The following is a 15,332-nucleotide window of genomic DNA, read 5'->3' as shown; positions in this document are numbered from 1 at the left end:
CACTCCCCTTTCTTCATTGTACATGATTGAGATCACACCGTATACATTTATGAAAAAGGAGCTGCCAAAGAAATGTCTGAACTTTTTTCCGTCCCTTATTTTATTGAGAATTTAAAACAGCATATTGAAATGAATCAGTCTGAGGATAAAATCCACGCGATGAACAGCTACTACCGTTCCGTCGTCTCAACGCTCGTGCAAGACCAGCTGACGAAAAACGCTGTCGTCTTAAAGCGGATTCAGCATTTAGATGAAGCATACAACAAAGTCAAACGTGGAGAATCAAAATAAACCTTCCGCTCACATGTGAGCAGGAAGGTTTTCCTTCTTTGAGGCGTCCTGGATGAGCCGGGTGCTTGGCACTCCTTCCATCCAGGTATGAAAGTAATTGGCGTTTTTCCCATAGGAATTATCAATGACCGTGTTTTCTTTTTGAAGAAGAGAAGACAAGATGTGGCCGTGCAGCCTTGATGTTTCCACCGATTCGTAACGGCTGAAAAACCGAATGGCTTTTTTGACGATATAATCCGAGTATTTTCCCCATATATACGCAATAGGCAAAGGGTTGCCCGCTTTTTTGTTCAGGACGTTGAGCGTTTGCAGAAAAGCGATCGTCCGGCGGTCTGAAGCTGACAGGACCGTGCGCCAGTCGTAGCTCTCCGCTTTAGCGTGTTCCTGAAGCTCCTGGTTTGCTTCATGATCTGTTCGGATAAATCTCAGCTTTTGATTAGACGGCTGCTGCGTGGGAATGACGGGAAACAGCTGATGAGCCATATCAGGCAGAAGCTGAATATGATTTCTTGAAAAATAAGCCTGTGCCGTAGCATAGGAGGCTTTTTCCCTTGTCATGATGTGGAGATTCGCATGCTTAGAAAATATCTCCGCCGTCCGCTTGAGGTTGTTTTTGTTTTGAAAATAAATCGATTGCGGCAGGATCACAATTTTGTGGTTCGGATAGGTTTGGATAATTTTCTCTCTAAAGCCTTGATAATACGGATACAGATCCCCGAAGTTTCCGCCTCCCTGGCAGACAATGATAAGATTAGGGTCCAGCTTTCGCCCGACTGGAAAATTGTCGGGATTCCAGCGTTTTCTGACCCGAATCGCGTGTTCTTGAAAGAAGGCTTCTGTTCCTTTCATAATAAATAAATCCCCTACATTCCCATATAGAGGATAGTCCGCATATACGATCTCAGATTGTTTCGGAATGACGTCGAGCAGCCCGGACAGTTTCTGTTTCAGGCTGATCATCGAATGCTTGCTGTCCATTTCTTCACCTCGGCATTTTGGAATAAGTGCAGTAGCACGTCAATGACCCGATCTTGCTCATCTTCTGTCATATTTGACCCGGATGGGAGACAGATCCCTTGCTTGAAAAGCTCTTCGCATACGCTTCCTGTATCTTCATGGGAATAAAATAAAGCCGGATCGAACAGCGGCTGGGTATGAAGCGGCTTCCACAGCGGACGGGCTTCAATGTTTTCTTCAGCAAGACGTTGAACTACGTCATAGGGGCTGAGCCCGTTATCAAGCGTGAGCGTGGTGAGCCAGCGATTGGATACGCCTGCTGCGTACTCCGGCATACAGCGGACGCCGTCTAAGTGACCGAGCGCATTTTTGTATCTCGTGAAAATGGTCCTTCTTTTCTCTACGCGCTCATCCAGCACCTCAAGCTGGGCAATGCCGACACCGGCTAAAATATTGCTCAGCCTGTAATTATGCCCCATTTCACTGTGCTGATAATGAACAGCCGGCTCTCGAGCCTGCGAAGCGAGAAATCTTGCTTTTTCCATTGCGGCTTCATCATTTGAAACGAGCATCCCTCCGCCTGATGTGGTGATGATTTTGTTCCCGTTAAATGAATAAATGCCGAAGCGCCCGAATGTCCCGCTTTGCTTCCCTTTGTAGACTGTTCCGAGAGATTCGGCTGCGTCCTCAATGACAGGAACTCCGTATGCATCACACAGGCTTACAATGTCATCCATTTTCGCGCTCTGCCCATATAGATTGACGGCAATAACGGCTTTTGGCAGAGTTCCGTTTCTTTTCGCTTCCTGCAATGCTCTTTCAAGGGCTTTCGGCGACATATTCCATGTGTCAGGCTCAGAATCAATAAAGACGGGCACCGCTTTTTCATATAAAATCGGATTGGCGGTTGCTACAAATGTGAAGGACTGGCAAAACACGCTGTCTCCTTCTTTTACCTCAAGCAAACGCAGCGCCAGATGAATCGCAGCCGTTCCAGAGCTGACCGCAGCTGCTGCTTTTACACCGACGCGTTCTGCCAGCTGTTCTTCAAATAAATTCACGAGCGGCCCAAGCGGCGCGATCCAGTTTGAGCGAAAGGCTTCCGAAATATAGTGCTGCTCCCTGCCGCTCATGTGAGGGGGAGATAAGTAGATTTTTTTATGCATAGAATCATCCTTTGTTTGATGTTTGAATGGAAGAAATGATGCGTGCCGGTGCCCCGGCCGCCGTTACCCTATCCGGTATGGAACGGATTACCGCAGAGCCGGCGCCGACAATGCTCCAAGCCCCGATTGTGATCTGCGGTATGACGGACGCACCGGTTCCAACGTGAGCGCCTTCCTGAACGGAAACCGCTCCTGACAGTGTGACACGCGGGGACAGATGAACGTAATCGCTGATTTGATTGTCATGCTCTGCCACTGCGCCCGTATTGATGATGCAGTGGGCGCCGATTCGCGCATCCGCCTGAATGATTGCGCCCGCCATAATCACTGTCCCTTCCCCGATAGAAGCCGATTTGCTGATAATGGCTGACGGGTGAATCAATGTAATAAAATCATCTTTCTTCAGTCCCAGTCGTTCAGTCAGCTGTTTTCTGACACTGTTATTTCCAACAGCAATCAAAAACAGCACATCGGGAATGAGCCTGCGCAATTCACTAATAGCTTCCGGCGGGCCTGTGTACCATTCTTTTCCGCCTTCGAACGTTTTGAATTTATCATCCAGCACCGCGGCTAAACGCGTATCTGCGCGGGCGTTAATCAGCTCTCTGATCACCTTTCCGTGTCCGCCGTCACCCACAATGGCCACGTTTTTCATGAGGACACATCTCCGCTTCCGGTAAACCGTTCCGCGGTCACATGATTGGTTTGCTGAATCCCTTCTGAAACAAGAACCTTTCGCACCGTCAAACATAGAATTTTCAAATCGAGAAAAAATGATCGGTTGTCAACGTACCAAACATCTAATTCAAATTTCTTTTCCCAGGAAATCGCGTTTCTGCCATTGATTTGCGCCCAGCCTGTGATACCCGGCTTCACCTCATGGCGCCGGGCCTGTTTTTCTGTATAAAGGGGCAGATAGTCCATCAAAAGCGGCCGCGGCCCGACAAGGCTGAGATCGCCCTTCAGAACATTCAGAAGCTGCGGAAGCTCATCAATGCTTAGCTTTCTGATCAGCCTGCCTGTTTTCGTCAGCCTAACTTCATCGGGCAGCAGATTTCCTTCACTGTCCCGTTCATCCGTCATTGTCCGGAACTTATACAGGGTGAACGGTTTGCCGTGCAGGCCCGGCCTTACTTGCTTAAAGAAGACAGGTGATCCTATTTTCAGCCTGACAACGGCGATGGTGAACAGAATGATCACACTCGTACAGCACAACAAAAAAATGGCGGCCGTCAGATCAAAAAGTCGTTTCAGGATCAAAGATTCACAGCTCCTTTCGTTTTTCGAAACCGTTTTAGTACCAGCTGTCTTTCCTCTTTTGTACAAACGAGCATAAAAGCGAAAACAGCATAGCAAAAGCTGACTGTCACTCCCGTCACTATCAGTGACGTCCAGCCGTCAATCTTCACAACAAACTGCATGGCCTTACAAACCGTCCAGGCAAACACAGCGGCTGAAAGAGGCCCGATGATGCCTTTAAAGAACACGTGCTTTTTACAGCCTGTAATGCGGGATACAAAAAGCGGCGTGAAGACGGCATTTTTTAAAATAAGGGAAATCGCCCCGGCCAATGTTATGCCGTACAGACCGAGATGAGCCGGCCCGCTCAGCGTGACGGCCAGCACCACATTCACTGCGCCTAACAGCAGGGTAACAATCGCCGGTGTTTTTTGTTGATTAAAAGCGGTCCAAATATAAAACAGCGGCATAAAGGCGAGACTGATCACCAAGTATCCGGCATGAATAAATAAAAGCGGTGCTATCGACGAAAAGGACGGTCCGAGCCAGATTGTCAGAAAAGGCCCCGCCAACCCGCCCAATAAGGCAGCAGGAAGTGCAAGCAAAAGGCCATTCAGCCTCACTGCCTTATTGGCGTAATTCATCAATCCGTCCATATCGCCTTTTGAATAATATGAAGTCATGATAGGCGCAAACAGGGATGCGACCGTTCCGGCCAAGCTGCGCAAAAGCAGCGGAAACTGGATAATCGCCGCGTATTTCCCGGATGCGGACGCTCCAAGCATCAAATTGGCGGTTAACAGATCAATCTGCAAAAAAAGCAGGACGCCGATTTGATTGACGGAGCTCCATGCGCCCGCTTGAAACAGCTCCTTGCTTGTGCGGAATGAAAGATCCTTCATACGGAACGAAAACCACGGAATCAGCTTTTTGAAGAAATAGAAAGACAGTACAGACGCGATGACAGCACCAGCTAAAGCGGCAAGCTGGATCTGCCAGATTTTTGGCGCAAAGCATGCAAACAGGAGCAGCACAGACAGCACGCGTACAAGCATTTGCACCGCCTGAATGGAACTGGTGATGTAAAGGCGGTTGGCATAAAATGGTGCAGCCCCGAAACCAGCCGTCAGAAACGTTAAGATAAACAGCAGACTGCCGATCAAAATTGACACACGCACATCAGCCAAAAGCGCTTGCGGCACATTCATAACGCGGTCAACAAAAAAAGCCGAGCCCGCAAGCGGCAGCAAGAGAAGCAATGAAATCAAAACAGAGGCCGCTAAATAATTGCTGATATACGCATTTGCTTTCTCCCGCTCTCCCCTGTGGGCAGCAACAGAAAAGAAGCGAACGACAACCGAGCTGAGAGCCACGGTGATAATCGAAAAGTAATTAATCACATTTTGTGTCAAGTGAACAAAGCCGAACGCTTCCACACCGAGCGTTTTGACAATAAAAGGCGTCAGCCAAACCGACAGGAAAACAGACAAGAGAAAAGCCGTAAGATTCGCGCTGAAGTTTATCGTGAATTTCATGCCTGCTTCGCACTGCCTTTCATCGTCCCCCGCTGCTCGAAAAACAGCTTGATGAGAAAAGTGAGCCGCCATTTACACAGTGCTAATATCAAACGCTCTCCTCTTAATAATTTCTCATGCTGAAACGGTGTATGTCTGACAGCCTGCCGCACCATGTCATAGGACAAAATCTGTCTGATCTTTTTTTTGATGTCTTTCGGCGAATTCGGAGAAGCACAGGCATTTGCCAAAAGCATCGGAAGCTGGTGCCTGCAAATGTACACATTCAGATCTTCTTGGCATGCGCCTGCTAAGCCATAGTGATTGTAGAATGCGATTTTAGCCTGATATTGTTTTTGAAGATGTTCATCCATCGCCGGCTTATAAGGAATTTCTGTCAGGCTGTTCGGGTTTTCACGATAAATGTACAATCCTTCATCAAGCATTTTCACCCTCTCCGCTTCGCGAAAAGCGGACAAATTAAAGGGAGAGTCTTCAGCAAAACGGATGTCTTCCTCAAACATCAGATTCGCCCTATCAAAAAGCTCACGGCGGTAAAGATAACGCCATACATACCAGATAAATCTCGTTTCGTGAGCATATTTAAGCCATTCAGTCATTTCTTTTTTTGTCAGCACGCGGTTTGCCTCAAGCTGCGGCGCCACATATGTCCGCCTGTCCGGTGACTGCTTGTAAAAACCGCATCCGGCGATGTCGAGCCGATTTTGCTCCGCTTCTTCAGCCAGCCTCTGGAACATGGCTGATGATACATAATCGTCTCCGTCTACAAAGCCGATGTAAGTGCCCCGCGCGGCCTTTATTCCCGTATTTCGCGCTGAACTAAGCCCGCCGTTTGCCTGATGAATGACCCGGATTCTCGCATCCCTTTTTGCATAATCCTCTGCAATTTCGCCTGACCGATCCGGTGTTCCGTCATTCACGAGGATGATTTCAATATCAGAAAGCGTTTGGCCAAGCAAAGAATCAATGCATTCCCCTATAAATGGTTCAACATTATACAACGGGACAATAATGCTGACGAGCGGGGTCATTGCGCTTCACCGCTGATTTTGTCACGCAGACCTTTAAAATACACATCTCTCGGAAAGCCGCCACGGGGTGTTTCTTTTGTTAAAAGCTCATTGACTGCGGCTGTTACACGCTCCGGCTCCGGATCTTCAATCAGCTTCATGAATGGGATGTCTTTGAGCCATTGATAGCCTTCCATCACCTTATGGTCAAAGGAGCGAATAACAACACACGGCGTTCCTGTCAGCGCGCAAAAAATCATGCCATGAAGCCTGTCTGTGACGACGGCTTCTGCGCTTTGCAGCTTAGACCACAGTGCTTCAAGCTCTTGTTCCCGTGTATCGCGGCTGACCCGGCGCCCAATCGTTGTCGTAAAGGAATTGATCTCGCCGAATTCCTCATATAGCGCTGCCTTGACCCGGTTTCTCTGCTCCTTCTGAAGCACGCTTTCCTGGTCCTCGCGCAAACACATATAAACCCCTTCGCGCTCTGCGGGGGCCTTGCTTCTGTCTAAATACAGCACCATGTCAGGCTGCTTCAAAATTGTTTTTTCTTGAAAATGCTGTTTCATAAATTGATACGTTGTTTCATCCCGTGCCATCAGCAACAGGCCCGGGTGCGAATTATAAATTTTCTGTGCCCGCTTCAGCTCTTTGCGCCCTTTTTTCGTGTCGGAAAAATGAGCCGTTGCCGGAAGCTGGACAACCCGATAGTCATGAAATGTTTTAATGATGAAGCGGCGCGTCCACTCCTCATAACGGTATAAATCCCCCATGTTTCCGCCGCCGATGATAAAGACCATATCCTCCGGATGGCGCGAGCGGATCAGGTTTTTTGCTGATTTGTAAATGTCCTTCATATCGACCTCGATGATGTCAAAGTCCTGGTATTCTTGCTCAAGAAATGTCTTGCTGGCATAAGCAATTGCGTGATCTCCCAAATTGTCATGTGACGGCAGCAGGGTCAGTATGATTTTTTTCTGATGTGCTGCGGCCTTTACCGGCTGGTCTGCCGCTCCCAGCCAATATTGGGACGGGTATTTGACCTTAAGCAGCAGCCATTCTGCAAAATTAATTTTCAACGATTGTAACGACATGTCCTCACCCTCTGTTTCTCATTTTGTACTCGATCACCCGCTGATACACAGCCGATGCCATCGCGACGAACGGAATCATTCTGTATTTCGCCATCAGAAGCAGGCATGACCGTTTTGCGTCAAAAGGCGCTGTTCCCGTTTTTGAAAGACTTTCTTGAAACACCCGGTCCGCGCATATCACGCCAACATTTCTAAGCTTTTCAAACAGCCGGCGGCTGCCGCTCGTTTTCCATTCATTCAGCATACAGATGCTGCTGTGAAGAACGATAAAGGTATCAAGCTCCTTGCGGTACTCCTCCAGTTTGTTGTTCTCCTGTAAAAACGCCGCATTCGCCTCATACAGCGCAAGCCCTGATTCAAACAGTTTTTTCTGATAGCGCTGCACAATGGAGGAAAGGTGAATTCGGTAATGATAGAGCGGCGTTTTTACGTAGGATACCGAGCGGGCGAAAAAATGAGCCCTGAAGCTGAAAAACTGATCCTCGACATGCTCCAGCTCGCCTCGGAGCGGAAACGACAGCCGATGGGCTTCAATCATGCTTCTTCTGTACAGTTTGTTCCATGAAAACCCTCTGACCTTCCCTTCGAATAACGCCTTGATATAATGCTCCTTCGGCTGATCCTGATAGGTTTGGGCAATGTCTGAGTCCATGGTTTTGCCAGTATCCTCAAACTCCGCGGCGTAATTGCAAATGACCAGATCAGTTTCATCGCCTGCTGCGCGGAGCATCTGCTCGCAATAATCAGGCTCGATCCAATCGTCTGAATCGATAAACGCGATAAATTCGCCGCGTGCAGCTTCAATGCCTTTATTCCGAACCGCACCGAGCCCCTGGTTTTCCTGATGAATCACCTTAAACCTGTTGTCCATTTTGGCGTATTCTTCCGCGATATCCGGGCTGGCGTCAGCTGAACCGTCATTGACGATGATGATTTCAATATTGTCCACTGTCTGGTTCCGTAGTGATTCGAGACACGTTCTGATATATGTTTCTGTGTTATAAACAGCGACTAACAGACTAACCGCAGGTGTTTCCATAATGACCGGCTCCTCGTGCATAAATTACCGGGAAAAAATCGTTCTGTAAGGCAGAACCGATGAATCAACCGGCATAAGCAAATAACTGTAAAGAAAATAACAAACAACGATAGCAATATAGATAAGAGCATTCGATTTTTCATCAAATATCCTGACGAAATAAGGGACTAGGATCATTTGATACAGGCCGAAATAAATATTGAATCTGGCAAAAATCACGTCCTTTGTGGCCAAAAGGCCGAACAAAAAACCTAGCAGGCACAAATTGACGACAATATCAATTTGCGGCCACAGACTCCGCAGTCGTTCTTTATAGCAAAATGCAAGGAACAGCGGCAGAACCAAAACAGCGATTTTGATCACATTCATTCCATTTGTGTTCGTCATGAGCCATTTTTCATAATGGCTGTATGAGCTGTTTTCAAGTACAACGACAAACACAGAAATAAATTTTTGATATAAAAAGGTCATGCCGAGAAATAAAGCGGATAGGCCGAATATCGCCGGAGACCAGGCTTTTCTTCTGACAATAAAGTACACTGGAATCATAATCAGCGCGGACGAATGAAAGAGCGAGCTGACCAGCACAATCAGAAAATATCGCTTCCAGTTCCCGCTGATGATATAACGGAGCGCCCAAAACAAAACAGCTGCCACCATGTATTGCCTGATGCCGTTAAAAGACGCGTAATAATGAAAGGTTCCCAAAAATAAAAAGACACTCAGCTCAAACGGCCTGCCATAGTCGGCGAGTGTCTTCATAATAAAGCTATAGGTCACGACCGCAACCGTAAAATACATGATTTGCGGATCTTCTGTGATAAAATTCATCAGCCAAAGGAGTGCGGTAAACCCCGGATCTGTCGCTGTTTTCGCTGTGCCGAAACCGAATATCTGCCACACATTTTGATAATCGCCCGCCAATTCGTACAGCAGTGTGTACGTCTGAAAATCCGTGCCAACTCGGTAGCGGAGGCCTGACACGAGCACAAGTGAAGCGAGCGGAATCCAGATCAAAAGCTTATTCGGCCGATACCCCGTGGCAAGCGAATCGTCACGGCCGCCGCACATTTTAGCGAACCAAGACCAAACAAATACAATCCCCATATTGACGGCATATACAATCATCGGTTATTGTCCTTTTCCGTGTGGATGTTGTATACATTCAGCAGCGCTCCTACATTTTGCTGTGCATCGTAGCCAAGTTGGGCGAGTGTTTCCTTGATGAGCTCGCGCTTCGGTCTGCCTGCGGCGGCCGCTCTTGCAATGGTTTCAGCCCAAACGCTGATCGGCTCAGAGAGACTTAATCTTGTGACAAGCCCGAGCCCGGCGTCGACTTTTTCTGTAATGCTGTCTGAAATGATGCATGGAAGCCCCGACGCCTGCGCTTCCACAAGCACAACCGGCAAGCCTTCGTACAGAGAAGGCATAACAAATACATCGAATGTGCGCATCAATTCATGAATGCGGTCTTCAGTGCCTAAAAAGAGAACCTCTGACAACAGATCTTGCCGCCGCGCCTCCTCCTCTATCTCCCCTCGCAACGGCCCGTCTCCTGCGAGAACAAGCTGAAAGCGAACGCCTCTTTCTTTGAGATGTGCGGCAAGCTTCAGGAGAAACGCATGGTTTTTCACTTCATGAAACCGGGCCACATGGCCAATGATGAGCCGGTCAGCTGCAATACCGCGGGCTGTTTTTTCTTCATCAGCCGCCTGCCCATTTGGGGCGAACAGCTCAAGATCAATCCCGTTCGGAAGGAGGTGAACACGCTCCCGCTCCATGTTGGACTGTCCAAATAAAAACCTGCCCGCATCCTCTCCGCAGGCACACAGTGCAGTCGCATTCGCCAAGATGAGCCGCCTGAACACCATCAGCTGCAAGCGATCCTTCCAATTGAAGCCGGTCTTCCAAGACGTATTGTGGGAATGGCAGACCCTGATCGGCACTCCGGCGAGCCTTGCCGCAAGAGCGATAAAACCCGTTTGGAAATCTGTATGCGCATGAACGGCGCTGAACGGCCCGTTTTCTTTTATCGCGTTACTCACATTCCTCACAAATGTAAGGGGATTGCTTTGCCCAATGCTCGGGACATAAAAAAGCCGCCCGCCTAAGGATAAAATCTCTTCATCGTAAGCGCACGGATCATTTCGATACGTTAAAAAATCAAATTGTACTTTGCTTCTGTCCATTTTCCGATATAAATTCATCACCATGGTTTCCGCGCCGCCCCTGTTCATGCCGCTGAGAACATGGAGCACGCGTTTTTGGCCGCTATTCATGCTTGACAAGCCCTTCCTTTTGGTTCATTACCCTTTTTTTGTGGTAGCGATTCATCACGGCTGCGGGCATAAACGCGCGGATTAACGGTTTTGCGATATATATGTAATCAGATATAGGAAGCTTCAAGCGTCTGCACGCCTGATAGACAAGGATGGCATTGTCGATCGAATACGTAAATGACCGCCGTTTGAATGCATCGCTGTCTTCCCTCACTTTATACAAGGCTTCCTGAAGATTATAGCCCCTGAAGCCCTCTTCAAAAAAGCGAAGCCACAAATCGATATCCTCCATTCGTCTCGTCCTGCGCACCGACCGGTAGCCTTTCAGCGTGCGGTAGGCACTCGCTCTCATCATAATCGTGCCGTGGCAAAATGGGGTCCCTTTTGCCATGACGCCCGGCTCCGGAACAGAAGGCAGGATGCGGGTGCCTCTTACGCCAAATTCATCAAACACAAGCATGCCGGTGCCAACCACCTGATAGTGGCGGTGTTTTTCTAAAAACGCGACCTGCTTTTCCAGACGGCGCGGAAACGAAAGGTCATCTCCGTCCTGACGTGCGATATAATCGCCTGTCGCATGCGAAAGACAATGATTTAATGATGCGGCAAGCCGCTTGTTTGTTTTGTTTCGAATCAGTTTGATGCGGTCGCTATAATGAGCGGCATACTGCTTCGCGATGCGGAGCGTGCCGTCTGTTGACGCATCATCGCACAAAATCAGCTCCCAATTTTTATAGGATTGGCTGAGTATGGATTCTATGCTTTCTGCCAACGTGCGCTCGCAATTATAAATGCCCATAATGACAGAAACTTTCGGTCCTGAGTTCATACGCTTTTCTCCTTTGTATCCATATCCATGTACGCGGAATAAATATCTGCCATTTCTTCCACCGTTCGCGCCTCCGAAAAGCGCAAGGCTGTTTTTCGGCCTTCCTGTCCCAGCTTTCGGCAGAGTTCCGGCTTATGGTAAAGCTGTTCAATCCGGCGGGCAAAAGCAGCACTGTCACCGATTTTGACCAGAAAACCGTTTTCTCCGTCGCGGATGATTTCCCGATGCCCACGGTTATCTGTGGCGATCGCCGGTTTTTCCGCCGCCATTCCCTCAAGCACATTCATGCCGAGGCCCTCTCTCATGCTGGATGCCACAGATACATCCGCAAGCTGAATCAGCTCATGTATGTCACGGCAAAAGCCATAAAAACGGACATTGGCGGAAGCGCCAAGCTTTTCAGCTAACGTTCGATACGTTTGTTCCATTGCCCCTTCCCCGGCAAACACAAGGCGGAGCGAAGGAATGTTTTCTTTCAGCAAGGCTGCGGCTTCAATTAACAGCTTCTGATTTTTGTTCACATTAAGCTCAGCCGGATAAACCAATATAAAATCATCTTCACGGAATCCGTGTTTTTCTCTGAGTCTTTGCTGCTCTTTCGGGCTAACAGGCCGGAAACGCTCAGTATTGACGCCAATGCCGTGAATTTTCTGCGTCCTTCCGCCCGGCCTTTGAAGTCCTTTCGCCCGTGTGTAATCCTCTTCATTGATCGTGATCAGGCAGTCCGTATATGCTGAAAGCCACTTTTCGACCGGATAGTATAGAAGCCAATTTTTCATCGGTGCCCCTTTGCAGAAGTGAAAGCCGTGCGCTGTGTACAGCACCTTCGTTCCGCACCGCCGCGCCTGCCGCGCCGCCAGCCTGGCGAGAACGCCGCCTACCGGTGTATGGCAATGAACCATGTCGTATTCATGGGTGTCGATCACTTTCTTCAGCTGCCTATAAACGGACAGATTCTGAAGGTGAAAAGGTGACCTGCGAATCGGGATGGAGAATTTCTCATCCACATACGGCAGCTTGGTTTGTCCGCTCGCGGCGACATGAACCTCCCAGCCCATTCGCTTGAACCATTTAAAATAAGGGAGGTGAAAGGCCTTAAAATGATAATCAACAGTCGCGCAAAACAATATCTTTTTCGTCATTTTCACTCCCCCTAATGAACACTGGCAGCCGTCATGTTGTCTGATGTATTGATTGCCGCAAACAGCCTCGCTCTCAGGTCGGCTTCCGACAGTTCAGTGAAATCCTCGATAAAGCGCATCAGCACCGGCCAGTCGCCGTCTACCGCTTTGCCGATATGAATTTTTGGAAAGACTTGTTCAGCGTGGACTTCATTTTTGTTCAGTAATTCTTCATACATTTTTTCGCCGGGACGAATGCCTGTGAATTCGATTGGAATCTGCTCTGTCGTGTAGCCTGACAAATGGATGAGGTTTTTGGCCAGATCCACAATCTTTACGGGCTCCCCCATATCGAGAACGAAAATCTGGCGCCCTTTCGCCAATACCCCAGCCTGAATCACAAGCCTTGATGCCTCGGGAATCGTCATGAAATAGCGGGTCATTGCCGGATGTGTTACTGTCACAGGGCCGCCTTTTTCAATTTGTTTTTTGAAAATCGGAATGACGCTGCCGCGGCTCCCGAGTACATTGCCGAAGCGGACAGCGACAAATTTGGTACTGCTGACTTTTCCAAGATTCATAATAATCATTTCCGCGAACCGTTTTGTCGCCCCCATTACATTGGCTGGGTTCACCGCTTTGTCTGATGAAATCAGCACGAATGTCTCAGTTCCCGACATATCGGCTGCTTCCGCGACATTTTTTGTTCCGATAATATTGTTTTTGACCGCCTCTTCAGGATTGTGTTCCATTAAAGGGACATGCTTATGGGCAGCTGCATGGTAGACAACATGCGGCTCGTACTTTTTCATCAAGGTAAACATTTTATCGCGGTCCTGCACATCAGCGATTTCCGTATGGAGCACAATGTGTTTGCCGAATCGTCCATTCAGCTCTGTATAAATCGAATGAATGCTGTTTTCCCCATGGCCGAGCAGAATGATTTCCTTAGGCAAAAACGCGCTGATCTGCCGGCAGATTTCCGAGCCGATTGATCCGCCCGCTCCCGTGACGAGAACTGTTTTTCCTTTGATGCGGTTTGAAATTTCGCTAGTGTCGAGGGTCACCGGCTTTCTGCCGAGCAGATCCTCAGCTTTTACATCTCTGATTTGTCCGGCAGTTCGTGTGCCGAGCAGCATTTCCTCAAAATGAGGCATAATTTTAATGCTTACTCCGGTTCGCACACATTCTTTATATAACACCTGAAGCTCATGGGTGCGGAGTGAAGGAATGGCAATAATAATATAGTTAATTTTGAGCTTTTGCACCGCAGGCATGATACTTTCTTTTCCGCCGATTACGGGCAGCCCCATGATTTCTAATTTATGTTTCGTTTGATCGTCATCAATAAAAGCAACAGGTATGATATCAGGTTCATCTTTCGAAAGCAGCTGCCTGACCATCAGAGTCCCACCCGAGCCCGCCCCGATAATCAGCGCGCGGGACGAGGCGCAGCGTTTTTTTCTAATGCTTTCGTTTAATACTCTGGATAAAATACGGGTCCCTCCAATGGACAAAAGCTGAAGCACCCAGCACGCGGTTAACAGACGAAAGAACATCGTATGATACACAGCATACTGAATGACGCCGGTCACAGCGGCGGAAAGCGTAATGCCTTTAAGCAGGACAAGCAGCTCGCCGAGCCCGGTGTATGTCCACACCTGTTTATACTGATTGAACAGGAAAGCACACACATGATAGCTGAGGAGCAAGCTGACAGCGGTAAGCAGTAATGCTCCGGAGTCATAAAATTGATAGGAATCTTTTAAAAATTGATATCCTGCAATAACTGAATTTAAAACGAGGTAAGTATCCAGCGCAATAATCATTGACAGTCTTCTCCGGTAACTCAACCTATTCCCCCCTAATTCTTTTATCGGTTTAGCTGCGGCGGTTTTCGTCTCTCCAAAACATCGGCAGCAGCTAAACCGACAACACGTCCTATGTATATATCAGATAAGTGGGCATTTAACCCATCCTCACGCCCCGCCAGCGACGACCAGCATCTAAGGCAGCAACTTCAGCTGCCCACAGCAGAGCCGAGTGCCTCCATTGATACAGGTCAGGAGACATCACCTTTCCAAAAACTAGTAGGAATAGTGTTCCGATTTTTTCATTTTCTTTTTGTTTAAAAGAGCGCCTAACAGCTTCGCATTGGATTGTTCCAGTGCATCTTTTGCTTTCAGGACGGTATCGGTTTTTGTTTTTCCGCTTAAAACGACGAGCACGCTGCCGTCTGTCTGATTTGCCAGAATCTGAGCATCGGCAACAGCCAAAAGCGGAGGGGAATCAAAGATGACGAGGCTGAATTGTTCATAGATGTCAGATATTAAATCTCCCATTGCTTTTGAAGACAGCAGTTCTGCCGGATTTGGCGGGGTCGGCCCGCTTGTCAGGATGTATAAGTTATCGATCGGCGTCTTTTGCACCGTCTCACTGAGTGAAGCATTACCGACCAGCACATTTGTCAGCCCGGTTACATTCTCAACCTGAAACGTCTGATTGATGGTCGGCTTTCTTAAATCGGCATCCACCAGCAGCACTTTCTTTTCCTGCTGCTGCGCAAAGACAGCTGCAAGATTCGCTGCACTGAACGATTTACCTTCACCAGGCACAGAGGAGGTGACGAGGATGGATCGCAAGTTGGTCTGGACAGATGAGAACTCAATGTTTGTCCGGATGGTGCGATATTGTTCCGCAACAACTGATTTATTGTGTAAAACAGATATTTGAGCCAAACCTCGCCTTGCTTTCTTTTTTCTAAAGATCACT

Annotated in this window: 15 protein-coding genes; 1 reads left to right on the top strand and 14 read right to left on the bottom strand. The window is 48.3% G+C overall.

The features are described 5' to 3' along the window. Nucleotides 1-72: 72 nt before the first annotated feature. Nucleotides 73-291 carry a protein YvfG gene (gene yvfG, locus NZD81_RS14935; RefSeq protein WP_003219905.1) on the top strand — a complete coding sequence of 73 codons (219 nt, stop codon included), beginning with the start codon at nt 73-75 and terminating at the stop codon, nt 289-291. A gap of 9 nt (nt 292-300) precedes the next feature. Here yvfG and NZD81_RS14930 read toward each other — a convergent pair whose 3' ends face one another. From NZD81_RS14930 to epsB, 14 genes are all read right to left on the bottom strand, one after another. Then, complete coding sequence (locus tag NZD81_RS14930; RefSeq protein ID WP_069150348.1) at nt 301-1,269, bottom strand: polysaccharide pyruvyl transferase family protein; 969 nt, start codon at nt 1,267-1,269, stop codon at nt 301-303. Further along, nucleotides 1,248-2,414 (bottom strand): DegT/DnrJ/EryC1/StrS family aminotransferase, encoded by a 1,167-nt coding sequence (locus NZD81_RS14925; RefSeq protein WP_069150349.1) that lies wholly within the window; start codon nt 2,412-2,414, stop codon nt 1,248-1,250. The genes NZD81_RS14930 and NZD81_RS14925 overlap by 22 nt, the downstream gene beginning before the upstream one ends. Nucleotides 2,415-2,418: 4 nt before the next feature. Next, complete coding sequence (locus NZD81_RS14920) at nt 2,419-3,069, bottom strand: acetyltransferase (protein ID WP_040081757.1); 651 nt, start codon at nt 3,067-3,069, stop codon at nt 2,419-2,421. Then, nucleotides 3,066-3,674: a sugar transferase gene (locus tag NZD81_RS14915; RefSeq protein ID WP_014480945.1), complete on the bottom strand. Its 609-nt coding sequence runs from the start codon at nt 3,672-3,674 to the stop codon at nt 3,066-3,068. Before NZD81_RS14915 ends, NZD81_RS14920 begins: the two co-directional genes overlap by 4 nt. After that, complete coding sequence (locus NZD81_RS14910; RefSeq protein WP_172640909.1) at nt 3,671-5,188, bottom strand: MATE family efflux transporter; 1,518 nt, start codon at nt 5,186-5,188, stop codon at nt 3,671-3,673. Before NZD81_RS14910 ends, NZD81_RS14915 begins: the two co-directional genes overlap by 4 nt. After that, nucleotides 5,185-6,219 (bottom strand): glycosyltransferase, encoded by a 1,035-nt coding sequence (locus NZD81_RS14905; protein ID WP_040081755.1) that lies wholly within the window; start codon nt 6,217-6,219, stop codon nt 5,185-5,187. Before NZD81_RS14905 ends, NZD81_RS14910 begins: the two co-directional genes overlap by 4 nt. After that, the gene (locus tag NZD81_RS14900; RefSeq protein ID WP_282373574.1) at nt 6,216-7,292 is read right to left on the bottom strand and encodes a polysaccharide pyruvyl transferase family protein; all 1,077 of its coding nucleotides are present in this window, start codon (nt 7,290-7,292) and stop codon (nt 6,216-6,218) included. The genes NZD81_RS14905 and NZD81_RS14900 overlap by 4 nt, the downstream gene beginning before the upstream one ends. Nucleotides 7,293-7,296: 4 nt before the next feature. Then, nucleotides 7,297-8,331 (bottom strand): glycosyltransferase family 2 protein, encoded by a 1,035-nt coding sequence (locus tag NZD81_RS14895; RefSeq protein ID WP_282373575.1) that lies wholly within the window; start codon nt 8,329-8,331, stop codon nt 7,297-7,299. Nucleotides 8,332-8,355: 24 nt separating this feature from the next. Then, nucleotides 8,356-9,459, bottom strand: coding sequence for a biofilm exopolysaccharide biosynthesis protein EpsG (gene epsG, locus NZD81_RS14890; RefSeq protein WP_069838682.1), 1,104 nt, complete (start codon nt 9,457-9,459; stop codon nt 8,356-8,358). Beyond that, entirely contained in the window at nt 9,456-10,610 is a 1,155-nt protein-coding gene (locus tag NZD81_RS14885; RefSeq protein ID WP_282373576.1) for a glycosyltransferase family 1 protein, read from the bottom strand. The genes epsG and NZD81_RS14885 overlap by 4 nt, the downstream gene beginning before the upstream one ends. Beyond that, nucleotides 10,603-11,439, bottom strand: coding sequence for a glycosyltransferase EpsE (epsE, locus tag NZD81_RS14880; protein WP_040081750.1), 837 nt, complete (start codon nt 11,437-11,439; stop codon nt 10,603-10,605). Before epsE ends, NZD81_RS14885 begins: the two co-directional genes overlap by 8 nt. Further along, nucleotides 11,436-12,581 carry a glycosyltransferase family 4 protein gene (locus tag NZD81_RS14875; RefSeq protein WP_243571527.1) on the bottom strand — a complete coding sequence of 382 codons (1,146 nt, stop codon included), beginning with the start codon at nt 12,579-12,581 and terminating at the stop codon, nt 11,436-11,438. Before NZD81_RS14875 ends, epsE begins: the two co-directional genes overlap by 4 nt. A gap of 11 nt (nt 12,582-12,592) precedes the next feature. Beyond that, nucleotides 12,593-14,413 carry a polysaccharide biosynthesis protein gene (locus NZD81_RS14870; RefSeq protein WP_187360230.1) on the bottom strand — a complete coding sequence of 607 codons (1,821 nt, stop codon included), beginning with the start codon at nt 14,411-14,413 and terminating at the stop codon, nt 12,593-12,595. Between the two features lie 234 nt (nt 14,414-14,647). Beyond that, complete coding sequence (gene epsB, locus NZD81_RS14865) at nt 14,648-15,331, bottom strand: protein tyrosine kinase EpsB (RefSeq protein WP_040081747.1); 684 nt, start codon at nt 15,329-15,331, stop codon at nt 14,648-14,650. Nucleotide 15,332 lies beyond the last annotated feature (1 nt).

It is taken from the genome of Bacillus sp. B.PNR1 (assembly GCF_030386235.1).
GTDB classification, from domain to species: domain Bacteria; phylum Bacillota; class Bacilli; order Bacillales; family Bacillaceae; genus Bacillus; species Bacillus stercoris.
The sequence above is the reverse complement of the archived record's forward strand: the minus strand, read 5'-3'. Positions and strand labels throughout refer to the sequence as shown.